23 protein-coding genes and 1 tRNA gene are annotated in these 24,098 nt (G+C 60.0%); 13 read left to right on the top strand and 11 right to left on the bottom strand.

The window, feature by feature from the left end; translation table 11 throughout:
- The 3 genes from AC13QE_RS15785 to AC13QE_RS15775 all read right to left on the bottom strand — a co-directional run.
- Window positions 1-183 (bottom strand): ACT domain-containing protein (locus tag AC13QE_RS15785; RefSeq protein WP_488484349.1); only part of this gene is annotated, 183 nt, incomplete at its 3' end.
- 153 nt (window positions 184-336) lie between these two features.
- Complete coding sequence (locus AC13QE_RS15780; RefSeq protein WP_488484348.1) at window positions 337-1,572, bottom strand: hypothetical protein; 1,236 nt, start codon at window positions 1,570-1,572, stop codon at window positions 337-339.
- A gap of 89 nt (window positions 1,573-1,661) precedes the next feature.
- Entirely contained in the window at window positions 1,662-2,741 is a 1,080-nt protein-coding gene (locus tag AC13QE_RS15775) for a glycoside hydrolase family 5 protein (protein ID WP_488484347.1), read from the bottom strand.
- Between the two features lie 194 nt (window positions 2,742-2,935).
- Between AC13QE_RS15775 and AC13QE_RS15770 the strand changes: the two genes are divergently transcribed.
- Together AC13QE_RS15770 and AC13QE_RS15765 are read left to right on the top strand one after the other, a co-directional pair.
- Entirely contained in the window at window positions 2,936-4,612 is a 1,677-nt protein-coding gene (locus tag AC13QE_RS15770; RefSeq protein WP_488484346.1) for a GumC family protein, read from the top strand.
- A gap of 214 nt (window positions 4,613-4,826) precedes the next feature.
- Window positions 4,827-6,809, top strand: coding sequence for a nucleoside-diphosphate sugar epimerase/dehydratase (locus tag AC13QE_RS15765; protein WP_132721115.1), 1,983 nt, complete (start codon window positions 4,827-4,829; stop codon window positions 6,807-6,809).
- An 87-nt stretch (window positions 6,810-6,896) separates the two neighbouring features.
- Here the strand turns inward: AC13QE_RS15765 and AC13QE_RS15760 are convergent, their stop codons facing one another.
- Entirely contained in the window at window positions 6,897-7,745 is an 849-nt protein-coding gene (locus AC13QE_RS15760) for a glycosyltransferase family 25 protein (RefSeq protein ID WP_210293712.1), read from the bottom strand.
- A gap of 260 nt (window positions 7,746-8,005) precedes the next feature.
- On the opposite strand from AC13QE_RS15760, the gene AC13QE_RS15755 reads away from it, so the two are divergent.
- From AC13QE_RS15755 to AC13QE_RS15725, 7 genes are all read left to right on the top strand, one after another.
- A complete protein-coding gene (locus AC13QE_RS15755) occupies window positions 8,006-8,338 on the top strand; it encodes a hypothetical protein (RefSeq protein WP_015338447.1) in 333 nt (110 codons plus the stop codon).
- Between the two features lie 5 nt (window positions 8,339-8,343).
- Complete coding sequence (locus AC13QE_RS15750) at window positions 8,344-8,484, top strand: hypothetical protein (RefSeq protein WP_488484345.1); 141 nt, start codon at window positions 8,344-8,346, stop codon at window positions 8,482-8,484.
- A gap of 60 nt (window positions 8,485-8,544) precedes the next feature.
- Window positions 8,545-9,702 carry a Gfo/Idh/MocA family protein gene (locus AC13QE_RS15745; RefSeq protein WP_488484344.1) on the top strand — a complete coding sequence of 386 codons (1,158 nt, stop codon included), beginning with the start codon at window positions 8,545-8,547 and terminating at the stop codon, window positions 9,700-9,702.
- 13 nt (window positions 9,703-9,715) lie between these two features.
- Window positions 9,716-10,603 (top strand): carbohydrate ABC transporter permease, encoded by an 888-nt coding sequence (locus AC13QE_RS15740; protein WP_488484343.1) that lies wholly within the window; start codon window positions 9,716-9,718, stop codon window positions 10,601-10,603.
- Window positions 10,600-11,457 carry a carbohydrate ABC transporter permease gene (locus AC13QE_RS15735; RefSeq protein ID WP_041677164.1) on the top strand — a complete coding sequence of 286 codons (858 nt, stop codon included), beginning with the start codon at window positions 10,600-10,602 and terminating at the stop codon, window positions 11,455-11,457. Before AC13QE_RS15740 ends, AC13QE_RS15735 begins: the two co-directional genes overlap by 4 nt.
- A gap of 37 nt (window positions 11,458-11,494) precedes the next feature.
- Window positions 11,495-12,724 (top strand): extracellular solute-binding protein, encoded by a 1,230-nt coding sequence (locus tag AC13QE_RS15730; protein ID WP_488484342.1) that lies wholly within the window; start codon window positions 11,495-11,497, stop codon window positions 12,722-12,724.
- Window positions 12,725-12,810: 86 nt separating this feature from the next.
- Window positions 12,811-13,944, top strand: coding sequence for an ABC transporter ATP-binding protein (locus tag AC13QE_RS15725; RefSeq protein ID WP_488484341.1), 1,134 nt, complete (start codon window positions 12,811-12,813; stop codon window positions 13,942-13,944).
- A gap of 42 nt (window positions 13,945-13,986) precedes the next feature.
- Here the strand turns inward: AC13QE_RS15725 and AC13QE_RS15720 are convergent, their stop codons facing one another.
- The 3 genes from AC13QE_RS15720 to AC13QE_RS15710 are packed head-to-tail and all read right to left on the bottom strand — an operon-like array spanning window position 13,987 to window position 17,076.
- Complete coding sequence (locus AC13QE_RS15720; RefSeq protein ID WP_488484363.1) at window positions 13,987-15,102, bottom strand: D-TA family PLP-dependent enzyme; 1,116 nt, start codon at window positions 15,100-15,102, stop codon at window positions 13,987-13,989.
- 1 nt (window position 15,103) lies between these two features.
- Complete coding sequence (locus AC13QE_RS15715; protein WP_488484340.1) at window positions 15,104-16,579, bottom strand: M81 family metallopeptidase; 1,476 nt, start codon at window positions 16,577-16,579, stop codon at window positions 15,104-15,106.
- Window positions 16,580-16,590: 11 nt separating this feature from the next.
- On the bottom strand, window positions 16,591-17,076 hold the full coding sequence (locus tag AC13QE_RS15710; protein ID WP_488484362.1) for a hypothetical protein: 486 nt from the start codon (window positions 17,074-17,076) through the stop codon (window positions 16,591-16,593).
- A 274-nt stretch (window positions 17,077-17,350) separates the two neighbouring features.
- Between AC13QE_RS15710 and AC13QE_RS15705 the strand changes: the two genes are divergently transcribed.
- Genes AC13QE_RS15705 through AC13QE_RS15695 form a run of 3 tightly spaced genes read left to right on the top strand, consistent with a single transcriptional unit; the run spans window position 17,351 to window position 20,963 of the window.
- A complete protein-coding gene (locus AC13QE_RS15705; RefSeq protein WP_488484339.1) occupies window positions 17,351-18,214 on the top strand; it encodes a MurR/RpiR family transcriptional regulator in 864 nt (287 codons plus the stop codon).
- Window positions 18,215-18,242: 28 nt separating this feature from the next.
- Window positions 18,243-19,019: an SDR family oxidoreductase gene (locus tag AC13QE_RS15700; RefSeq protein WP_488484338.1), complete on the top strand. Its 777-nt coding sequence runs from the start codon at window positions 18,243-18,245 to the stop codon at window positions 19,017-19,019.
- 24 nt (window positions 19,020-19,043) lie between these two features.
- A complete protein-coding gene (locus tag AC13QE_RS15695; RefSeq protein WP_488484337.1) occupies window positions 19,044-20,963 on the top strand; it encodes a beta-N-acetylhexosaminidase in 1,920 nt (639 codons plus the stop codon).
- A gap of 217 nt (window positions 20,964-21,180) precedes the next feature.
- Here AC13QE_RS15695 and AC13QE_RS15690 read toward each other — a convergent pair whose 3' ends face one another.
- On the bottom strand, window positions 21,181-21,363 hold the full coding sequence (locus AC13QE_RS15690; protein ID WP_112336816.1) for a hypothetical protein: 183 nt from the start codon (window positions 21,361-21,363) through the stop codon (window positions 21,181-21,183).
- Window positions 21,364-21,720: 357 nt separating this feature from the next.
- On the opposite strand from AC13QE_RS15690, the gene AC13QE_RS15685 reads away from it, so the two are divergent.
- Window positions 21,721-21,987: a DUF982 domain-containing protein gene (locus AC13QE_RS15685; protein WP_132715552.1), complete on the top strand. Its 267-nt coding sequence runs from the start codon at window positions 21,721-21,723 to the stop codon at window positions 21,985-21,987.
- 56 nt (window positions 21,988-22,043) lie between these two features.
- Here the strand turns inward: AC13QE_RS15685 and AC13QE_RS15680 are convergent, their stop codons facing one another.
- From AC13QE_RS15680 to AC13QE_RS15670, 3 genes are all read right to left on the bottom strand, one after another.
- Window positions 22,044-22,172 carry a hypothetical protein gene (locus AC13QE_RS15680; protein ID WP_015338462.1) on the bottom strand — a complete coding sequence of 43 codons (129 nt, stop codon included), beginning with the start codon at window positions 22,170-22,172 and terminating at the stop codon, window positions 22,044-22,046.
- Window positions 22,173-22,371: 199 nt separating this feature from the next.
- A tRNA-Leu gene (locus AC13QE_RS15675) sits at window positions 22,372-22,458 on the bottom strand.
- A 92-nt stretch (window positions 22,459-22,550) separates the two neighbouring features.
- Complete coding sequence (locus AC13QE_RS15670) at window positions 22,551-23,972, bottom strand: phosphomannomutase (RefSeq protein ID WP_488484361.1); 1,422 nt, start codon at window positions 23,970-23,972, stop codon at window positions 22,551-22,553.
- Window positions 23,973-24,098: the final 126 nt, after the last annotated feature.

Here is a 24,098-nt window from a genome sequence, read left to right as displayed (position 1 = left end):
TGCCGGGCCGGCCACACCTTCTTCGGAGATGAAGGAGACGCGCATGAAGAACATGCCGGTGTCGAGATCGTCGAACTGGCTGGAGTCGACGATGTTGCAGCCCTGTCCGGCCAGATAGTTCGAGATCGCCGCAACGATCCCACGCGTCGATTTGCACGCAACTGTCAATACATAGCTCGTCATGTCTCTTCTCTTCTATCCCGAGGATGTCCGCCTGCTTAGATGAAATCGGAGGTCTGGGAAATACCTCCCCCCAGCCATGTTTCGACAGATATTTAGGCAGGATGACGGGCAAAAAGCCGTTCCCGTTGCGTCTTCGAACGGCGTATCCCCGCCTCAGCCGCCGGTTGCCAGCGAAAGCTCTTGTGGCCGTTTCGCCATACTTCCCTCGTTGAACTTCAGGAATCCCACAAGAAGCCAGACGAGCCCGGCCGTCTTCATGGAGAAGATCGCCGTCGAGCCGATCATCAGATTGAGGAAGAGGAAAAGGGAAAGCGCATGGCCGAGGCGTCGCTGATTGACCGTTTCGCCGCCCGGATAGAGCGAGGCGTAGAGCCAGAACAGGATCAGGCCGAAGATGGTGGCGCCATAGATGATGTAGACATATCCGCTGTCGAAAAAGATGCCGACCTGATCGAGCTGCAGGCCGATCGTGCTCTGCAGATCCATGCCGAGGAACGCTTTCACCGTGCCATTGATGCGCCCGACGAAATTATCGCCCGTCACGCTCGGCTCGAGCGCGTGAATGACGAAGCCGACTACGATGATCCCGGGCATCGTCAGCAGGTCGAGCGTCTTGGGAAGCCATGGATAGATGAAATAGCCGGCAACGCAGACGAGGCTGAAAATCAGCATCGTGCGCGTGTCATTCGTCAGCAGGATGAGCACGACCGTCGAGAAGAATAGCAGACGGTCGAATAATCCCAGGCGATTGGAAAAGCTGATCAGATACAGCACCATCACGCCGCAGAAATTGGCAAGCGAGACCTGCTCCAGGAAGATGGAGGACGATCGGTGGTCGATCAGGCCGAAGGAGAACCGGCCCTCGAAGCCGAGCGCGCCGCGAAACAGGCCGATATCGCTATAGGTCGCCGGCGGCACGCCGCGCGTATTCTGGAAATATTCGGCCGGATGGAACAGCGCGACATATTCCTTGACCGAAACGATTTCCAGGACAAGCACGGCAAGCACGATGAAGCATGAAATCTTGAATGCGAGCTTGACGGTGCGCTCGTTGGCCAGCCGCCCCATGATCGAAAAGGCGAAGATGATCATCACATTGCGGAGATGATCGATATAGGCCTGCTTGTTGATGGCGATGACGAAGATCGTCAGCACGATCGTCAGCAGCAGGTAAAGGAGCGGCGCTATGTCCTCCTCATATATGCCCTTCGCCAGCAGATAGGTGAAAGCGGCGACCTGCAGCAATATTTCGGACAAGACGACCGCGCTCGGCGTCAACGGCGTGATATTGTGATTGATGAAGGCCAGGATGCAGTTATAGCAGACCGCCAGCAGCGAAATCGTGAGAATGACGAAATTGATCGGCTGCTTTTCGCCTGAACGTTGCATGAGATATCCGAGGTCGTGGCGTCTTCACTGGCCGCCGCAACATATCAGCCCGATGATTCGCGACAAAGGGCCGGGTTGCCCGTCAGCGGTCATTTCGTCGGCCTGACCAGCGCGCATGAGGTCGCCAGCGATACTTTTCGATTGAGCCCCTCGGCAAGAACCTTCATCTGCGGCTTGTCGCGGCCATTGCGCGGCTGGACGTTGAGCGGTTCTTCCGGCGGCCACCAGTCACCGGCAGCCCAATAGGTCCAGCCGAGCCAGACGTCGCTGTTGACGTCCATGATGTCGAGCATCTGCTTCAGGCCATCGAGGCAACCATCATTGGCGGCGACGCCGAATTCGCCCAGAAATCCGCGTTTGCCGTTCTTGCGCAGCCAGTCGGTGACGTCGTTCATGCCCTTCACGGCATTGTCGGCGCCATCGCAGACCGGATGCGTGCCGGAACTGTCGGAATCCAGATATTGGTGAAGTTCGAAGGCATAGAAATCAAGCGGATCCTTGACGCCGAGCATGACCGTTCCGTTTGCGCCACCACCAAGCACATCGGCCGACCAGCTGTGTGCGCCCGTCCAGTTCGTTCCGGGCACGAGAATGAGATTGCGAGCGCCGACGGTACGGATGCTGCGGATCGCGGTATTGGCAAGTTCGAGCCAATCGGGCGCCTTGAGATCGTGCGGCTCGTTCATCAGGCCGAAGGCGACGCCCTTCCGATTGGCGAATTCGACTGCAAGCCGCGCCCAGAAATCGCCGAAAGCAAGATCGGTCGCGGGAGGCTGCTTGAGCTGGGTCTTGTCGTAATAGGCGTAATTGTGCGGATCGAGAACGACCGACATTCCATGTTTCTGGATGAGGTCGACGGCATCCTTCAGGCGTTTCATCTCGTTCCCGTCAAACGGCGCCCCTAGCACCGGCTGCAGCCGTTCCCAGCGGAAGGGAAGGCGGATCGTATTCATGCCTTTTTCGGCGAAATAGCGCACGGTCTGTTCGGACGGATAGGTGTAATTGACATTGACGACCCCGCCGCGCTCCCCATACTCAGCCCCGGAGAGATTGACGCCGCGATAGCACAGTTGCCCAGCCGCGAATGCGCCTCCAGCGTCCGTCGTGAAAGCAAGCATGACGGCCGCCGCCAGCAGGCGTCGCAGAGATTTCGTCATCGATGCGGTCATGGCATGTCCCTGTCTTCCACGCGGCTATGGCTTTTCATAGGAAGTATGGTGTTGAGCAATGATGAAAGGATGGGTTGCGTTGATGCCCGTGACGCGATTTCCTGAAAGCGTCCTTAATGTTCCGTTAGCCAAACCTTTCTAAACTTCAGGTGTCTGCTGCGTGGAATTCGCCCGCGAAGCACTGAAAGTCTGCAATGAGCTCAATGGAACGAAGCCAGCGATCGGACCGACTTGCGGGTTGGCGCGACACCGAGCCGTCTGATGTACGGCGCGATGGCGTGCGCCCGCGCAGTCCTGTCTTGCGCCCTCGGGATTTCGTTGTCGCAGCCGAGCCCGTAGCACATTCCGAAGAGCCCAAGGCGCCTATCGCGGATGCCGCCGTTTCGCAAAGAGCGTCGAATCGATCCGATGGAGAGGAGCCGGTGGTTCCGCGCCCCATTGCCGAGCCGATTGTTGCTGTGGCGATGCCGACCGTCGAGCAGGTTGCGGTTCCTCCGGTGTCTGCCGCTGCTCCGGCAGCATCGGTACCGGCGGCAAAGTTGCCGTTGCTCGATCTTCGATCGGCCATCGCTTCGATCTGGGCGAAGAAGCTTGTAGTTCTTGCCCTGGCAGGCGGCGGTGCTGTGCTGGGCGGCGCTGTCATTCCCCTTATTCCGCAGAAATTCACCGCCGAGACCAGCCTCTATTTCGACCCCCGCCCGGTCGGAGGCTCCGATTCCGCCCAGCAGGCTCCGACGCCGCCTGAATTGATCACCACGATGATCGAAAGCCAGACGCAGATTCTGTCTTCGGGCAAAGTGCTCGGCCGCGTCGTCGATGCATTGAGGCTCGATCAGGACCCGAAATTCAATGGCGGTGCCACCGGCGAGGCGGCAAAATATGTGGCCACGGCCGCCCTGGCGAAAGCCGTTCAGATCGCCCGCGAAGCCAGTACCTATGTCGTGACGGCGAAAGTGACGACAGGCGATCCGCAGAAATCGGCCGGGATCGCCAATCAGCTCGTCACCTCCTTTCTGGAGGAAGAGAGCAAGGCGGCGTCGAACAGCTTCAAGAGCAGCAATACGGCGTTGGATAGCCGCCTCGAGGATCTGCGCCAGCAGGTGCTCTCAGCCGAAAAGGCTGTCGAGACCTACCGCGCCGACAACGATATGGTGGCCGTCGAGGGCAATCTGATTTCCGACAAGCGCCTGACCGCGCTGAACGACCTGCTTGTCACCAGCCAGCAGAAGACGATCGAGGCGAAAGCCCGAGCAGATGCAGCCGGAAAGCTCAGTTTCGAGGAAGTCGTCTCCAACAATCCTTCGTCGGGGGTGACGTCGACCGCATTGAGCAGTCTGCGGCAGCAATATGCGACGATGGCAGCCAATGTCGGAAGCCTGCAAAGCCTGCTCGGCGCCCGCCACCCGCGCCTGCTTGCCGCGAAGTCCTCGCTGGAAAGCCTCGCCGCGGAAATCCGGGCAGAGCTGCAGCGGCAGATGACCTCGGCCCGCGCCGATTACGAGCAGGCGCAGAAGGCCGAGCAGGATATCGCCAAGGAACTTGCCGTGCAGAAGGCCTCGCAGGTCAATACCTCGGGCAAGCTCGTCAGCCTGAACGAGCTGCAGCGCAAGGCGACCGCGGCGCGCGATCTTTATGAATCGCTTCTGAAACGGTCCGGCCAGGCGAGCGATGCTCACGATCTGTCGCAGAGCAATATCCGCGTGATCTCTGAGGCGGAAGCGCCGCTGAAGGCCGATGGGCCGAGCCGCAAGGTAATGATGGTGGCCGGGCTTATCGCCGGAGCGATCTTCGGTGCCGGTCTCGGCATGGCGTTTGCCATTCTCATCGGTCTGTTTCGGCATCCGGTTATCCGCAGCTATTTCGGCAAGTGACCGCCGTTCCATCTTTTCGTTTCGGCGGCTTTTTCAGCATTGAGGATGCAATTGCGCGCCGACTGTTCTAAATGTAAATCGGCGCTGCAGATGATCGGATCTTGCTAATGGAAGCGCGATCTGCTCATTGCGCGTTGTATGATACTTTGTGAGACAATCTATGCGAGAAAAGCGGTGCGCTGCTCCGATGACTGGCGCCAGGGAAAACTGACCGATGGTGCCCGCGGATAAACTCGTTCTGCCGTTTCTGGCTTTGCCGCGCTCTACCAAGCGCGCGCTTGCGCTGCTGGTCGATGCCAGCCTGTGCGTACTGACGGTCTGGTTTGCTTACTGTCTCCGCCTCGACGATTGGGTCATTCTCGAGGGCGTCGAGTGGCTGCCGGCCATCGTCTCCCTTCTGCTCGCCATTCCGATCTTCATCGTTCTCGGCCTTTATCGTGCGATCTTCCGCTATGCCGGTCTTTCGGCGTTCGTGACGGTCGTCAAGGCGGTGGCGATCTATGCGCTCGCCTTCATGACGGTTTTCACCGCGATCAGCGTGCCGGGTGTGCCGCGCACGGTCGGTATCTTACAGCCGCTGCTATTGCTGATCGCGATCGGCCTGTCGCGCATGTGGACGCGCTACTGGCTCGGTAACGCCTATCAGCGCCTTCTCAACCGCAATCAGCTTGGCAAGGTGCTGGTCTACGGCGCGGGTGCTTCGGGACGCCAGCTTACAGGCGCCCTTGCCAACAGCGCCGAACTGAACGTTGTCGGTTATCTCGACGACGATCGCAATCTGCATGGCAGCATCATGGGCGGCCTGCCGATCTACGATCCTGCCGATCTGCCGGCGCTCGTGGTCTCGGGCGAGATCAAGGGCGTGCTGCTGGCCTTGCCGAACGCCACGCGGCAGCGGCGCAACGAAATCCTCGAAGATATGCGCAAGGCCCGCGTCACCGTGCGGACCATGCCCGATCTGACGGCGCTTGCGCAGGGCCGGGTCGCGGTTTCGGATCTGCGTGAGCTTGACATCGAAGACCTACTCGGCCGCAACGTGATCGCTCCCGACCGCGGCCTGATCGAGAAGAACATTCGCGGTAAGGTCGTCATGGTCACCGGCGCCGGTGGCTCGATCGGCAGCGAACTCTGCCGCCAGATCCTGAAGAACGGCCCGTCCGCCCTGCTGCTGATCGAGCAGAGCGAGTTCGCCCTTTACGCCATCCATGGCGAGCTGGAGAAGACGGCCGCTTCCGCCGGTTATGCCGATATACGGATCATTCCCTTCCTGGCGTCCGTGCGGGATGGCCACCGGATGAGGCAGATCATGCAGGCCTGGCGGCCGAAGACCGTCTATCATGCCGCCGCCTACAAGCATGTGCCGCTCGTCGAATACAATCCCGCCGAGGGTATCCGCAACAATGTGCAGGGAACGCAGATAGCGGCCGAGGCTGCGCGCGATCATGGTGTCGAAAATTTCGTCCTCATCAGCACCGACAAGGCCGTACGCCCGACCAACATCATGGGTGCTAGCAAGCGGCTGGCGGAAATGGTGCTGCAGGCGATGGACGCCGATCGCAAGCCCGGCACCGACAGTACCAATTTCGCCATGGTGCGCTTCGGCAACGTGCTAGGCTCCTCCGGTTCGGTCGTGCCCCTTTTTCGCCAGCAGATCCGCGACGGCGGGCCGATCACACTCACGCATCCCGATATCACCCGTTATTTCATGACCATTCCCGAGGCGTCGCAGCTTGTGATCCAGGCGGGCGCGATGTCGGGCGGTGGCGACGTATTCCTGCTCGACATGGGCGAACCGGTGCGCATTGCCGATCTCGCACGCCGCATGGTGGAACTGTCCGGTCTGACTGTACGGGATCAAGACGAGCCTGACGGCGATATCGAGCTCGAAATCACCGGCCTGCGACCAGGCGAGAAGCTCTATGAAGAGCTGTTGATCGGCGACAACCCGCAGCCGACCAGTCATCCGCGCATCATGCAGGCCAAGGAAGACTTTCTCCCATTGCCGGAGCTGTCGAAGCGGCTTGCCGCACTTGAGGCGGCGCTGGATGAAAATGACATTCCCCTGGCCAGAGCCATGCTGCAAAATCTCGTTTCCGGCTATACGCCGAGCAGCGAAGTGGTCGATCTGGTCTATCGTGAGCGCGAGACGGATCTGACTGTCGACCAACCGAACCTTGATAACGTCGCGCAGCTATAGACGCGCGTCCCGTCACGACACCGGCGCCTCCTGGAGCAACTCCAGGAAAAGTGCGCAGCGGTTTTCCAGTCCGGCTTCGCGCCGCAGCTACCGTTTCATCGCGATGGCGTAGTTCCAGCGGCGCACCTGATCGCAGGTGCGGAACCAATGCGCCGTCAGCCGCAACAGGGGGTGCCGCTTTACGGCGCGGTAATGCACGCGCTTGCCGATCGTGGTATCGGCGCGATGGGGGCTGAAGTCGACAAGATTTTCAAAGGTCGTGAATGTCTCGACGCCGGTGGACCAACCGCGTTCCAGCGCGACGTCATAGGGAAGAAGCATGGGCTTCAGCGTCGTCAGCAGCTTCTTGGCTGCCTTGCGGTTGACGATGTAACAAGCAGCTGAGCCCTGCGGACCATGCATGCAGCGGCCGACAACGTCATTTTCACTGGTTTCGTGGATCGGTTTGAAGCCGACGAGACGATGGTTGACGAGTTTGACGAGACGGGCGCCTTTGGCGCCGTCCATCGCCGCGATCGCGCGCGGTATCAGCCTTTCGTTGAGCTCAACGTCATCTTCGATGATGATCGCCATCCTGTCGCCGCTGGCGACAAATTGCTCGAGGGCGATGAGATGGCTGCGATAGCATCCGTATTCTCCCGGCAGGAGCTTACGGCCGTTATGATACATGAATGAAGGGGGGTGGAAATCGACGCGATCCGCGTCAGCTATGACGCGGCCGTCGACAGCGGGAATGCGGGTAATATGCAGATCGAATTCGACAGCCTGCTTGCAGAGCCGCTCCCAGCGATCACGCGAGCGATCGAGGTTGATGACATAGATGCAAACCTGCTGAGCGATATCGTCAGCGGTCCCGGGATCAGGGAAGGGAGGAACACGATTAATCTGTTCGAGAATGACTGTTACTCCTGCAAACAGAAATCGCGGCGACTGCAACTGAGATGACAATTTCCATACTATATAACATGCTTATTACTTGTCGCAAACGGCTGCCGCACGCCTGTGTTGTATTTGCAGATAAAAGCATTTTTTTTGGTGTAACGTAGCGTGAATGGCCGGCCGCGACTGGAGGGAAGCCGTCGCTTGCGCGGGATTTTGATCGGGGAACCCGTTGGCGCATGACTGCGGCCCCCCTATATCTATAGCATGCGGCGTATGATCGTTGCGCTTGCATCTGCAAAGGAGCGTAGCAGTTCATGTGGGTCAAATCGAAAATCGCCATTGCTGCCCTGTCCTTTGCAGCCTTGATGCCGGCGGTCGCCCTTGCCGACAATCCGCTCCTGCCCAAGCCATATGTCGCTCCCGTCTATCCTTACAAGGACCTTCCCGGGGTTACTGCGCCGAAAATGGCTGATGACGAGAAGTTTCAATGTCATACTGCCACTGTCTACGCGGATTATTTTCACGAGGGACCATTCTATCGTGGCCTGCCGCGCCTCGGTTACGTTTGCGATCAGAATGGTGTCATTTCCAGCAGCACCAGAAAACCGAACTACCAATATTGGCAGTATAACGGCCCGGACAGATAAGCCGCATGCACTTTGCCGATTTAAGCAGCAGCGTCGAGCGCCATCGCAATCAAAGCGAGCGTGGCTTGCGCGTCAATGTCGCTCAGGTTTTGTCATTTTCTGAAAATAAATTTCATGTTTCTCGTAAAATGCGCGAACGTCGTTGACGAATGCGAAAATTTGTCCCAAGCTTACGAAAATAAATTACGTAATGGGAACTCAAAAGCATGCGCGTTGGAATCATTGGGCTGGGATTCCGCCTGGGCTACCTGGGCTATGTCTTCAAGGCGATCGATGAGAGCTTCGAGATTGCTGGCTATGTCGATCCGGCGCCGGCAGGCCTGCCCGGTTTGACCGAACGGGGCATATCGGCCGGGAAGGCCTATGCGACGCCCCAGCAGCTGATTGCCAACGAGAAGATCGATCTCCTGATGATCGGCTCTCCGAACCACATGCATCTCGATCACATTCGCGTCGGCCTCGAAGCCGGCCTCAAGATCTTCTGCGAAAAGCCGATCGTCACGACGATCAAGGACAGTATCGAGCTCGCCCGCCTGATGGCGAAATTCGGCCATGAGCGCCTGAATGTGGGCTTGGTGCTGCGCTATTCGCCGATGTACCGCGATCTCCTGGCCGCCCAGGCCGAAGGAAAGCTCGGCCATGTGGTTTCGATCGAGGCGGCGGAGCACATCGAGCCCTATCATGGCGCCTTTTTCATGCGTGACTGGCGCCGCTACGAACATTATTCCGGCAGCTTCATGCTGGAAAAATGCTGCCACGACCTCGATCTCTACAATGGTGTAGTCGGTGCGCGGCCGGAGCGGGTTGCAAGCTTCGGCGGCCGCAAGAGTTTCATTCCGGAAAACGACCCGGCACGGGAAGGCATCAACGATCTTGAGCTCTTCCATCGCAAGCCGAGCGGCTGGATGGGATCGGACAAGGTCTTCGACAGCGACGGCGATATCATCGATTACCAGGTGGCGATCGTCGAATATGCCAATGGCGTCGGCATGAACTTCCACACCAATCTTAACGTGCCGGATCAGTTTCGCCGCTTTGCCATCATGGGCTCGCGCGGCATGGCCGAAGGTGATTTCATCCGCGGTTACTTCAATGTCCACGAGATGCTGACCGGCAAAAAGGTGATCGAAAACACTTACGCGGCCACCACGCTTTCGCAGCATTATGGCGCCGACGAGCAGATGGCCGCCGATATCATCTCGCACGTCAAGACGGGCCTGCACCTGCCTGTGTCGACCCAGAATGCGCTGGAGGCAGGCATTCTGGCGCTCTCGATGGATGAGGCGCGCATGAAGAGAGCCGTCGTCGATCTCCGACCGATCTGGGACGAGTTCGACGAAGCGCTTCATTCAAGAGCCGCCTAGGGAGGGGCGCGGGATGGGTGTTCAACGCAGCACGATCATCTTCGCCTGGCTCCTGCTTTTTCCGGCTCTCCTCTATGTCACCGTCATCGTCGCCTATCCGCTGGTCGACACGATAATCCTGTCCTTCACCGATGCGTCGTTGAAGAAGGTGACGAATTGGGTTGGCTTCGAGAACTACGCGAAGATCTTCAACGACACCTTCGCAGGCGTCATCGTCCGGACGTTCATCTGGACCTTCTTCTCCGTGTCGATCAAGATGATCATCGGCACTTTAGGGGCGGCGCTCCTGAATTCGGCCGTTCCGGGCCGCGCGCTCTTCCGTGTACTGACCATGCCGCCCTGGATCGTGCCGATGGCGATCGGCATCTTCATGTGGGGCTGGATGTATAATGGCCAGTTCGGCATGATTTCCGGCCTGCTGCAGCGCTTCGGCATCGTCGACAGTCCTGTCGCTTTCCTTGCCTATGGCAGCACAGCCTTCTGGGCGACGATCGTCACCGACGTCTGGATCGGCGTGCCGATGGTCACTCTCTATATGCTGGCGGCCATGCAGGCGATTCCGCACGATCTCTACGAGGCAGCCTGGACGGATGGCGCCGGCCGCTTCTATCGCTTCCGCCGTATCACCCTGCCGCTGTTGGTGCCGTCTCTGGTCACCATGTCGATGCTCTCGCTGATCTCGACCTTCAATTCCTTCGACATCATCTGGATTTTGACCCGCGGCGGGCCGAACGGCGAAACGACGACGATGATCATCGACACGTACCGAACGGCGATCGGCTCCTACAAATATGGCGAGGGCGCTGCGCGTGCGGTGCTGATCTGCATCTTCCTGTCGCTCTTCTGCCTTGCCTATTTCCGCCTGACCAGCCGCTTTTCCACGGGAGCCAAGCAGCGATGAGCCACCCTTCGATGATCCATCGCTACAAGTGGTATGAGCTTATCGGCATTTATGCTGGAATCCTGCTCTTTCTGGCTTTCGTGCTGGCGCCCTTCATCGAAGGGTTCCTAGTGTCGCTGAAGCCGCTTAGCCAGCTCTTTTCGTCGCCTTACCGCTTCATCCCCGAGAACGGCTCTTTTACCGCCTATCGCACGATGTGGACGAGCGTGCCGGGTTTCGGCTGGTATATCTTCAACTCGTTTCTAGTTTCCGGATCGATCACCATCATCGTGCTGATCCTCGTCGTGCCGGCCGCCTACGCCTTCGCCCGTTTCGAATTCAAGGGATCCGGCCTGCTGCTCGGCGCTTTTCTTGCAGTCAAGATGTTTTCCGGCGCCGTGCTGCTCATCCCGCTGTTCCGGCTCATGCGTTCCTTCGGTGTGCTGAACACCTATTTCGCCATGATCGTGCCGGGAGTGGCCTTCATCATTCCTACGGGAATCTGGCTGTTGCACACCTATATCCGCCGCATTCCGCGCGAGCTGGATGAGGCGGCCTATGTGGATGGCGCGAGCCAGCTCTATACGCTGCGGCGTGTCATCTTGCCGATCGCCATGCCCGGCATCGTCGTCGTTGCGATTTCCTCGTTCATCGAGGCCTACGCGCAGCAGTTCATCTATGCTCTTACTTTCAATTCGAAGACGGAATATATGCCGCTGCCGGTTGGGCTCTTTGCCTATTTCGGCCGGCAGGAGGTCGTCTGGAATGAACTCATGGCCGCAAGTTTCGTCGGCATCGCGCCGGCTCTGGTCGTGATCTTCTTCCTGCAACGGTATCTCGTCAGCGGTCTGACCGCCGGCGCGGTGAAGCAATAAAATCAAATCAACCACCAGAGAGAACGGGAGCTTAAACGTGACATTCCATTTCAAGACAGGGCTTCTCGCCCTTGCTTTGCTCGGCTCCACCGCGCTTGGCGCCGTAACCGCCCAGGCGGCCGACAAGGAAATCAGCTGGATCTATTGCGGCGACAGCATCGATCCGATCCATGTGAAGTACATTAAGCAGTGGGAAGACAAGAATCCGGGCTGGGCCGTCAAACCAGAGCTCGTCGGCTGGGAATTGTGCCAGGATAAGGCGACAACACTCGCTGCAGCCGGCACGCCGGTCGCCATGGCCTATGTCGGCTCGCGCACGCTCAAGCAGTTCGCTGACAACGATCTGATCGTTCCGATCCCGATGACGGACGACGAGAAGAAGGCCTATTATCCGGGGATCGTGAATACGGTCACTATCGACGGACAGCAGTGGGGCACGCCGATCGCTTTCTCGACCAAGGCGCTCTACTGGAACAAGGACCTCTTCAAGAAGGCCGGTCTCGATCCGGAAAAGCCGCCGACCACCTGGGCCGAGGAAATTGCCGACGCCAAGACGATCAAGGAAAAGACCGGCATTCCCGGATACGGCCTGTCGGCCAAAACCTTCGACAACACCATGCACCAGTTCCTGCATTGGGTTTACACCAACAATGGCAAGGTGATCGACGGCGACAAGATCACCCTCGACAGTCCCGAAGTTCTGGCCGCTCTCCAGGCCTACAAGGACATCACGCCTTATTCGGTCGAAGGACCGACGGCCTACGAGCAGAACGAAATGCGCGCCATCTTCCTCGATGGCAAGGTCGGCATGCTCCAGGCCGGTTCCGGCGCTGCCTACCGCCTCAAGGAAACGAAGATCAACTGGGGTGTGGCACCGCTGCCGCTCGGTCCGTCGGCCAAGGGTCCGGGCACGCTGCTCATCACCGACAGCCTTGCCGTCTTCAAGGGGTCTGGCGTTGAGGACAAGGCGATCGAATTTGCCAAATTCATCACCTCTCCCGGCCCGCAGGGCGAGTACGAACTCCAGGGCGGTGCCGGTCTTACGCCGCTGCGCCCGTCTCCGATGGTTGACGAGTTCGTCAAGAAAGATCCTTCCTGGAAGCCGTTTATCGACGGCATCGCCTATGGTGGTCCGGAGCCGCTGTTCAAGGACTATAAGGGCTTCCAGAACGCCATGATCGCCATGGTCCAGTCGGTCGTAACCGGCCAGGCCCAGCCGGCAGATGCGCTGAAGAAGGCCGCTGCCGATCTCGAGCAGTATAAATAAGTCTGCAAGTCACCGGGCCGCGCGCGCATCGCGCGCGGCCTTTGGAGCCCTGCCCGCCAGATGGCGGCGCCGCGCGGAGACAGAGTTTGGGAAAGCTGCATCTTAATCAGGTCAAAAAATCTTACGGTCATTTCGAGGTCATCAAGGGCGTGGAGCTCGACGTCGATGACGGTGAGTTCATCGTTTTCGTCGGCCCATCCGGCTGCGGCAAGTCGACCTTGCTGCGCATGATCGCCGGTCTCGACGATGTGACCGGCGGCGACATCAAGATCGATGGCGCCCGCGTCAATGATCTGCCGCCCGTCAAGCGCGGCATTGCCATGGTCTTCCAGTCCTATGCTCTCTATCCGCACATGTCGGTGTTCGAGAACATCGCCTTCCCGCTGCGGGTGGAGAAGATGGCGGAGGACAAGCTCAAGGCCAAGGTCGAGAACGCTGCCCGCATCCTGCACCTCGATAAACGCCTGCAGGAAAAGCCGGGCCAGTTGTCCGGCGGCCAGCGCCAGCGTGTCGCCATCGGCCGTGCTATCGTACGCGAGCCGAAGATCTTCCTTTTTGACGAGCCGCTGTCGAACCTCGATGCAGCGTTGCGTGCCGATATGCGCATCGAGCTCGCGAAGCTGCACCGCCAGCTGCAGGCAACCATGATCTATGTGACGCATGATCAGGTCGAGGCCATGACCATGGCCGACCGGATCGTCGTCTTGAACGCCGGGGAGATATCGCAGGTCGGTGCGCCGCTGGAGCTCTATCATAAGCCGGCCAATACCTTCGTTGCCCGCTTCATCGGCAATCCGAAGATGAATTTCCTGCCCGTCACCTGCACTGGCGTCAGCGATGCGGGTGTGGAGGTGGACTACAAGGGACAGAAGGCCCTGCTGCCGGTGACGCCGCGCGCCGGCTTTGCCGGCAAGCCGCTGACGCTCGGCGTTCGCCCGGAGCATGTCCAACTCGGAGATGGCGATCTGACCTTGACCATCGTGCCGACGGTCGTGGAGCGGCTCGGCGCCCAAACGGTCGCCTATGCCACGGCCGATGGCATCGATGAGAATTTCTGTGCGACGTTGGAGGGCAGTGCGGCCATCCGCATGGACGCCCCGCTCAAGACCGGCATCCGCCTTGGCGATTGCCACCTGTTCGACGAGAATGGCCAGGCCTTCGAGCGGCGGGTGGAACTGGCCGAAATCGACATGGACCTGCTGAACCGGGCCGCCTCCTGACGGGAGGTGGCCTCGGAAGCAATCGGCGGATGGCAGATAGCCCTACCAGACCAAACCGCGAGCCGCCACGTCTTCGACGCGCGTTACCACACCATCGCGATGGAACACCATCTGGTCGAAGAGATTGGAAACGACGCAGGTGTGGTTCGGGATGATGCGGATCTTGTCGCCGATCTCAGGACGAGGGCCGGCGCAGTTCGACAGGTCGAGGACGCCGTGCTCTTCCGATAGCCCTTTGATAATTGCATCGGGATAGCCGACCACCTGGCCATAATCGGCAAAGCCGAGAAGGTCTGAGGTCAGAGCCTTAGAACCGGCATCGATGACGGCACGGTCTTCCGTCGGGCGCGAAACGACGGTGGCGAGGATGTGCATGGCGCAATCCTCTTCCCGGCAATGGCCCGCACGCACCATCGAGCGGTCATTATAGATATAGGTCCCTGCGCGATGCTCGGTGGCGGCCGTGACGAGATGCGCCTCGAAAAGGCTCGGCGTGCCGCCATTGCTGACGATCGGGCATTCGATGCCATCATTCTTCAGCAGCGCTACCGCTTCAAGGAGGAAAGCCTGTGTTGCGGCGGCGTCGTTCGGCTTCGGATAGTTCATCAAGCCGCCGAAGACCAGACCGGGCTTGCCGGCTATATGCTTGCCGAGAGCGGCCGCCTGCGCGGGCGATTGCACGCCGCACCGCGCGCCGCCGGTATCGCATTCCACCAGCACGGTCAGCGGTTTGCGGGCGGCGAACCAGTCGGAGAGGCCATCCACCGTCACCATGCTGTCGGCCACGACCTTGAGGCCGGAAATACGGTCGTTCAAAGCCGAAAGCCGCGCAAGCTTCTCAGCCCCGAGAATATTGAAGGTGATCAGGATATCCTCGAAGCCTGCCTTGGCGAAGACTTCCGCCTCGGTAATCTTCTGGCAGTTGATGCCCTTTGCGCCGGCGGCGACCTGGGCATGCGCCAGTGCAGGGATCTTATGCGTCTTGATATGCGGGCGGAAATTCAGTCCATGCGCATCCATGTAGGACTGCACGCGCGCGATGTTCGCAGCCAGCCGGTCTTCGTCGATGATCGGGCGCGGCGTGGAGAGGTTATCGATCGTGTCGCCGGGCTTGGGGCCGATTTCCAAGGCGATGTCGTGAGCGATACTGGAGGCCATGTCAGGCATTTTTCCGTTCTTCTGCAAAGGGGTCCGCCACCATCGGCCAGATATCCTTTCGCGCGCGGCGGTAGGGCGTGCGCGCCGGATTGTTGGGATAAGGCGTTCCCGCGGAGCAGTAAAGGATCTGCGATGCGATCTTCGAGAAGGAGGCGTAGAAATGATTGGTTGATTTGATGACCAGGATCTTCTTCGTTCCGGGATCGATGTCCATGACGGAAAACAGGCTGGGATCGAAGCTCTGCGCGCGCGTCGAATTCAGGATGATGTCGATGCCATCGAGCTGAATATGCGCGGCATCGCCGAAGGGAGCGAAGCTTTCGCCGAAACGCATCTCCGCATTCGGGACGAGGCGAACGATCTTGACGAGACCGTCGATCGGATTGCCCGTGCCCGGCGCCGATTTCGCACCGAAACGCAGCGGGATTTCCGCGCCTTCGCCGGCCGCCATGCAGATCTGAACGGCCATCGGGTCCCAGATCGTGCCGATCGCCGTATCGGTAGCGCCGCGGTCGAGCAATTCCCGCAGAATGACCGTGGCATCGCCTGCCGTGCCGCCGCCGGGATTATCCCAAAGATCGGCGATGACGACGGGGCCCGAGGCAGCAGCCATCGCCTCGCTCACCGCCTGCTTCTCATCGATCTGCGGCATGATGAAGGTGCCGCGCTTCGAAAAGAGTTCCAGGCCAAGATCGCGGGCGATTGCAGAGCCTTTATCCGGCTTATTATCGGTGACGACGAGCAGCTTTGTGCCCATTTCGGGCACGTCGCCCGCCATGAAGCCGTGAATGACGGAGATGGACAGAATGTCCGCATCGCTCTTTTCCATCGCCTTGATCTTGTCGACGAAGGAGCGCATGGGCTCGCGCGAGGTCGGAAACACATCGATCATGCGGCAGTCGAAGACGGACATGACCGGCTTTACGCGGCCTTCCAGCGTATCGATGGCGATCCGCCAGAGGTCCTCGGCACGATCGACGAAGTCCGTATGCGGGAATTCCTTGAAATAGACGAAGAAATCAGCGGCTGCGCGACGCTTCGCCGTCAGATGGCTGTGGGGATCGAGCTCGGCGCAGACCAGGATATCAGACCCGACGATCTCGCGCACGCGCGACAGGAAATCACCCTCCGTATCCTCGTAACCATCCGCAACCATGGCGCCGTGCAGCCCGAGAACGACGGCATCGACAGGCATCGCCGCGCGCAATTGCTCGAGAATTTCGTCGCGCAGTTCCTCATAGGTACGGCGATTGACAAGCCCCGCCGGGTCAGCCCAGGTGGCGGTGCCCTCGATCACCTCCCAGCCCTTTTCCGCCGCGATGCGACGACCGACGGTGATCGGCGCCGTACACAGCGTCGGCGTTTCCGGATGCATGCCGGGAGGCGCATAGAGAGAGGCTTCGAAAGCGCGCCGATCAACGCAGATGGGGGAGAAGGTATTCGTCTCGGTCGCAAGGGCCGCGGTGAAAATGCGCAACGCTGTCGCCTCTATTCCATGGGATTCGGCAGGTAACCGGTAAAGCCGCAGATCTTCCAGCGTCCCTCGTGCAGGCGGCAATAATAAAGTGTCTGCCACTTCAGAACGTCGATGCCGCCGTCCGACTTCTTCAGGCTGCCGTCGAACTTCTTGCGCACCAGCGCCATACCGCCCTCGATTTCGATGTCTTCGAGCGTCGTGGTGGTAAAGATGGCCGTGCGCGGATCTTCGGCGAAGGATTGGGTGGCGAAGTCGCGCGCCTGGCGCAGCCATTCGTCACGATAGGCCGACAAGGTTGGGAAGGCGAGACGCCATTTATCAGGGCTGACCTCGCGTTTTCCGTCGATGCCGATGAAGCCTTCCTCGACGAAATCACCCGCGACCCTCGACCAGTCGGCGGCAAGAAAAGCATCGATGTCACGCGGAACGAGCATCTCCCAGATCGAATGCCTGGCGGTATCGTTGGCAGGGAAGGGATTCTTGAAAGGATCACGCATAGTATCCGCCGTCATTTAAATTCTTTTCATAATTTGCGATTTTCACTGGTCAAATTCTGCTTTCTATGGTCATTTGTCAACGTATCAAGAAAATAATTTGCAGGAACCGCATGCTGGCCATCACATGTCACGGTTCCGGCGAAATGGGAACGAATGACAAGCCGCATCTGTGCCCGCGCCAGTCCACAGGCGCCGGCGGGATCGAGAAGATTGAGATGGATCGTGTCGCCGACTACGTGTCAAACGTGGGTGAACCAGCGACAAAGGGGGGCTGATGGATATCTTCACGACCATGCAGGACGAGAGGGGCCGGCTTTCACAATCGGAAATCCGTATCGCCGATATCGTCCTCAATGATTTCGAATTCGCCGTTAATGCTTCCATCATCGAGCTGGCGGGTAAGGCCGACGTCTCGCCCCCCACGGTGACGCGCTTCTGCCGGCGTCTGGGCTGCGAGAGCTTTTCCGATTTTAAGGTGCAGCTCGCGCGCACCGCCTATGTGGGCATGCGCTATCTGAAGCCCGAGCCGAAGAGCATTGCCCCGGCCGACGTCGCACAGGACATTATTACCAAGGCGCAGAACGCACTCTTCCTGCTGCATCGCGGTCTGGACGTCGCGGCGATCGAGCGGGCGGCAAACCGGCTTGCCGGCGCCGAGATGATCTATGCCTTCGGCTCCGGCGGCAATTCCTCGATGATTGCGATCGAGCTGCAGAACCGCCTGTTTCGGCTCGGCCTTCGTATTACCGCGAGCTCCGATCACAGCATGCAGCTGATGATGGCGGCTGCCGCCAAGCCGGCGGACGTGTTGATCGGCTCGTCCTTCTCAGGCCGTAACGCCGAGCTGGTGCGCGCTTTCACGCTGGCGCGCGAAGCCAAGATTCCGACCATAGCGCTGACGCAGAGCAACAGCCCGGTCGCCCATGCCGCGGAAATCACATTGCCCGTCGATCTTCCGGAAGGTGACAATATCTATCGGCCAACATCGACCCGCATCGCCTATCTCGCCGTAGTGGACATTCTCGCCAGTCTGGTCGCCTATCGCATCCAGCCGCAGGCCACGGTGACGCTACGTCGCATCAAGCAGCAGCTCGTTGCTCACCGTGATGGCGACGATCGCCAGCTGCTGGGGGACTAGCCTTCAAGACCTGATTAGAGGAAACCATATGAGCAAATCCGTTGCCATCGTCACAGGGGCGGCCGGCGATATCGGCCGTGCCATCGCAAAACGCCTGGCAGACGACCACGATATCATCCTGCTCGTCGATATCGACGAGGCCGCTATGCAGAAGGCGGTGGGAGAGCTTGGTCCGGCGGAACGTTTCGTGCCATTCAAGGCGGATATCACCAGCGACGGCGATGTTGCCGCCATGGCCAAGGTCGCATCGGGATTGGGTGGATTGAGGACGCTGGTCAACAATGCCGGTGCTGCTCGCGCCGTCAGTCTTCAAGATACGACGCCTGCCATATGGCGCGCCGACAATGCCCTTAATCTAGAGGCGGCTTTCCTCTGCTTCCGCGCCGTCGAGGACATGCTGAAGGCGTCGAAGGGGTCGGTGATCAATATCGCCTCCGTCAATGGCATGGCCGTCTTCGGCCATCCGGCCTATAGCGCCGCCAAGGCCGGGCTCCTGCATTTCACCCGGCTGGTTGCCGTCGAATACGGCAAGTTCGGCATCCGCTCGAATGCGGTCGCGCCCGGCACTGTTCGTACTCAGGCCTGGGAAGTCCGCGCTGCAGCCAATCCCAATGTCTTTGAAGAGGCGAAGCGCTGGTATGCGCTGCAGCGCGTCGTCGATCCCGTCGATGTCGCCAATGCCGTATCATTTCTCGCAAGCCCGCTTGCCGCGGCGATCACGGGCGTGTGCCTGCCTGTTGATTGCGGCCTGACGGCGGGGCAGGCGGAGCTCGCCCACACCTTCTCGCAATCCGAACATTACTGACGCACGCCGGCAAAGGGGAACATCATGCAGCCGTCCTCCTATCATCTCGAAAACACCTGGTCGCCCGAAGGCGGAAAGCATGGTCGGTTGACACTGACCCTCTTCAATTTCTCGGATGCGCCTCTTGAGAATTTCCGTCTCGCCTATACGACCCTGACACGCCTCGTTGATCCCCAAGCCTGCGACAACGCCGTCTTCGTCCGCCGCAATGCCAATTTTCATGAGTTTGCGCCGCCGGCAGGCCTGTCCATCGCACCCGGAGGAAGCTGGACGTTCACCGTCTCGGCACTTCACCGCATAGCGCGCCATTGCACCGACGGCGCCAAATCCGCCTATGTGACGCTGGAAGACGGCACGCATGTCACGGTCTTCACTTCGGATCTGTTGCTCGCCGATCACGTCAGCGAGCCGCCGCCGGTCCTGCTGCCGGAAGGCAGGCTTGAGCTTCCCTACGCAATCTGTCCGTGGCCGGCGGAGATCGACGTCAAGCCGGGCGAAGATTTTCCGGTTGCGCTCTACCCGGCCGGGGGTTCCGATGCCGTGAGCATCAAGGCGCTGGCCGCGGCGCAGGCGCTCTTCCGCCGCCTCTTTCCGTCCAATCACATCCCCTTCAGCCTCATCGCTGCGCCACAGGGTAGGGCGCTGCGGTTTGTCGAACGGCCGGCACTGGCCCGCGAAGCCTATGAGCTTTCCTTCTCCGGCGATGAAGTCGTACTTTCCTTCTCTGCCCAGGCGGGCCGCCTCTATGGCCTGACGACGCTGGCACAGCTTCTCGATGGCGCACGGCGCGAGCCCGGCAAGTTCCGCTTCCCCGTATCTGGCGTGATCGCCGACCGGCCGCGCTATGGCTGGCGTGGCTGCCATCTCGACGTCTCCCGGCAGTTCACGCCAAAGGACGACGTCCTGCGGCTACTCGACATTCTCGCCTGGCTGAAGCTCAATATCTTCCACTGGCATCTGACTGACGACGAGGCCTGGCGGCTGGAGATCCGCGCCTATCCGCAGCTGACCACCACTGGCGTGCTGCGCGGGCCGGACGAGCCGCTGTTGCCGCAGCTTGGCAATGCTGCCGAGCCGGTCGGTGGCTTCTATTCGCAGGATGACGTTCGCGAGATCGTCGCCCACGCCACGGCGCTCGGCATCGAGGTGATCCCGGAAATCGACATTCCCGGTCACAGCACCGCCACCCTTGTCGCCCTGCCTGAGCTGACGGACGGGCAGGAGGCTCCCGATAGCTATCATTCCGTTCAGGGCTTCCCGAACAATGCGCTGAACCCCGCCATCGAGCTGACCTACGAGTTTCTCGCCAAGGTCTTCGACGAAATGGTCGAGCTCTTTCCGTCCGAATATATCCATATTGGCGGCGACGAGGTCGCCAATGGTTCCTGGCTCGCTTCACCGCTCGCACGCAAGCTCATGGAAAAGGAAGGCATATCAGGGACATTCGCGCTGCAGTCCTATTTCCTCAAGCGCATCAAGGCCATGCTCACCGAGCGCGGCCGCAAGCTTGCCGGCTGGAACGAGGTTGCCCATGGCGGCGGCGTCGATCCGGAAGGCACTTTGCTCATGGCCTGGGAAAAGCCCGAGGTCGGCATCGAGCTTGCGCGCGAAGGCTATGAAGTCGTGATGACCCCGGGCCAGGCCTATTATCTCGACATGGTGCAGGCCGACGCCTGGCAGGAGCCGGGTGCGAGCTGGGCGGGCACGGTGCCGCCGGCCCATACCTATGCCTACGAGGCCGAGGGCGATTTCCCGGATGAGCTGAAGCATCTCATGAAAGGCGTGCAGGCCTGCATCTGGCAGGAGAATTTCATCTCCCGCGACTATTTCAACCGCCTCGTTTTCCCGCGTCTGCCCGGTATTGCCGAGGCGGCCTGGACGCCGAAGGCGCAGAAGGATTGGTTGCGCTTTGCCGCCATCGTGCCGCTGAGCCCGAAGCTCTAGGGCATGTCACGCAACAGTGTGCAGCGGTTTTGCGACCACGACATGCGCAAAATGAAAGACCTAAAGCGCGGGAAGCGAATCTGAAAGATCGCGATGCGCGGCTCCGTCCTTTGATCACGCTCCAAGCCGCCGAAAGAGATTTTCGGCGGTTTTTTCGCGTCTGGGACGCATTGAGGTGGTGGCTGCGAGGGGGCGGCATGGGATTGCGGCCCGCAGATTAGCCGGCCCGCAGGTTCGCCATATCGGTCGGGAAGAAGCCCGCCCAGGCCATCACGGTCACAGCTGTGATGACGAGCAGATACCACATGGTGACGAAATCTCCGGCCAGCCGCCGGTTCAATGCGGCGAAGAGAAGAGCGACGCTGAAAGCAAGCCAGAGCAGATTGTAGACGTGGTCCATTTTGTTGTTCCCCTTATTCGCCTCACCTCCCTGCTTCAAAAGTTAACCAGTTGGAAGCGGGGAAGCTAGCGCCGTAATGGGATGGAGGTTTGCGCACAGCGCGAAGCGCAGAAGGAGTGATCGGCGCTCATGCATGGCGGGAAGGCCTTCGGTGAGCGGGCCGAGCCGATGAGGCTCAAGAAAATCCGCCGGCACATCCGCCGGCCAGGAACATCTCGCCGCCGCTGCCGTTATCGCCCCATGGCGTCAGCGAGGAGTTGATTTCATGGGCTATTATAGGACAGCAGCCGCATGGGACGGCACCGGATGGTTTTCGGTTACAGCATTGATCGCGCTCAATAGTGAGGAGGCGTGACGATGGGATATGGCGATTGGAACAATCCGGTCATAGTCGATCTCGTCGGCGCCGGGCATTATGCGATCATAACCAATGCGCTCGATGCAGCGAACTGCATGAGCGAGGAATGGCCTGTTGTCAGCGGGCCTGTTGTGGATGAGGCTGTGCTCGTATGCCTCGATGCCGTGCTCGGCATGGCCACCGCCGAGGAATCGCGGAAAGCTTTTCTGGAGGCGGCGCAAGAGGCGGGGCTTAGCGTCAGGCCGGACCTTGGAAGCCTTCACTAGATCGATATGTATCAGAGGGCGTAACGACGCGGCCAGGCCACCCAAAGCGGGAGCGCTCAGATCATCCAAAAGATCAGGCTGAGGATCACGATCACGGCGAGGATGAAACCTATTATCCTCCCGAGCCCTTCATTGACGTTGCCGTTGCCGACGATCAGATCGTACCAGTCGCTCTTGTGATCCATCGAAAATCCCTCAAGGTTTGCTCTATTAGATTAGGTCGATCTATTCTTCGGTAGTCAATGATTTAAAGACGGCCTCAGAGCGGGGTGCCGTCATGTTTCAAGACCAGAGGCAAACGCGCTTCCGGCGAACCGGAACGCGTATTGTAAGCATCTACTATGTCTTGAAATCTTTGAGAAATCCGCGTTTCTCAAAATGGAATGGTGCCCAGAAGAGGACTCGAACCTCCACACCCTTTCGGGTACCAGCACCTGAAGCTGGCGCGTCTACCAATTCCGCCATCTGGGCGACGGACACGCATGTAAGGGGGTGGCCGTCCGGTGTCAACAGGGTTTTTGAAGTTTTAGTGTCAATCGCGAAAAAAGCGGTTGAAGCCCGGGTCAAACCCGGGCTGCGGCCCATGCGCTGATCAGGCCAAGTCCCTGTTCCAGCAGGGCCTTTGCCTCGTTTTCACTCGATGCTTCCACATAGCAGCGCATTTCAGGCGCATTGCCGGAGGGGCGGAAATGGATGATTCGGTTATCCACAAGTGTCACCCGCAGGCCGTCGATGTCGCTCTTGGAAGCGACCGTCGCGATCGGCTTCAGGAAATCCGAAAGATTGGCGTCTGAGGCGCGCAGATAGGCCATCAGCGCTGCGCTGGTTTCCACGGGGAAGTTCTCCAGACGGTCGGCGGCCGCAAAGGGCAGGCGGTAGCTACCGGCGACGGCCGAGAGCGGCTTGCGTGCCTTGGCGGCGGCGTAGAGCGTCGCGAGAATCGGCAGGAAGCTGTCGCGTGTCGGCAGCGGCTCGAAGGGTTTTCCCTCGACGGTGAAACGGCTGGCTGTCAGCGTGCCGCCATTGGCCTCGAAGCCCATGACATTGGCCTTGCCCGCCGCAATGGCCTCGTCCATGCCGGCGATCACATAGGGAGAGCCGACGCGGGTGCGGATAACGGAGTAAGAGCCGGCCGATTCAATGCCGGAGTTAGATGTGACCGGGGTCACGACCACTTGCGCGCCGAGGAAGTTGGCAGCGATGAGGCCGAGCAGATCACCGCGCAGCGGCTCGCCGGTTTCGTCTGCGACTAGTGGCCGGTCACCGTCGCCATCGGCCGAAACGATGGCATCCAGCCCATGTTCCGGCGCCCAGGCTTTCATGAGGCGGATGGTCTCGGCTGAGACCGCTTCCGTATCCACCGGAATGAAGCTCTCGGAGCGGCCGAGCGGCACGACGCGGGCACCGTAATGGGTTAGCACCTCACCGAAGAGATCACGCGCCACCGTGCTGTGCTGATAGACGCCGATGGTGAGGCCGGCGAGGCTGCCTGATGGCAGCAGGCCCTTGTTGCGCTCCAGGAACAGCGCCTCCGTCTCGGCCGTGCGGTTTTCCGCCTCGGCGGGGGTTTCGTCGAGTGCCGAATTGCCAATCGCAAGCGCTTCCTCGCTGATCGCCACCTCGTCGCGCTTGTCGATCTCGCCGTCCGGCCGGTAGAATTTGATGCCATTGCGGTCGGCTGGGATATGCGAGCCGGTGATCATCAGCGAGGCCGCCTTCAGCTGCAGGCCGTAAAGCGCCAGCGCCGGCGTCGGCAATGTGCCGCAGTCGATCGGCGTCAGTCCAGCCCGCTTCAGCGCGCCGATGCAGGTGGCGGAGATCGCCGGGCTCGATTCGCGGAAATCGCGGCCCACGAGGATGAGATCGCCCGGCTTGGCATGGCCGTTTTTCAGCAGGTGGCGGGCAAAGGCCGTCGCGTAGAGCGCGGATGCCCGACCGGTGAGGTCTGCGGATAGGCCGCGAAGGCCGCTGGTGCCGAATTTCAAGCTGCTCACTGGCAATCTCCTAGCAATGATTGCGTTGTTATGGCGCAAGCGGCGACAGCGATCAACTCATCGTGGATCGAAGCGTTCCGGTTGCGTCAGCACTGGTTTTGCCACTGTCAGACCCCA

This window comes from Martinezella sp. CNPSo 3957 (assembly GCF_057784395.1).
This window is presented reverse-complemented; position numbering and strand designations above follow the sequence as displayed.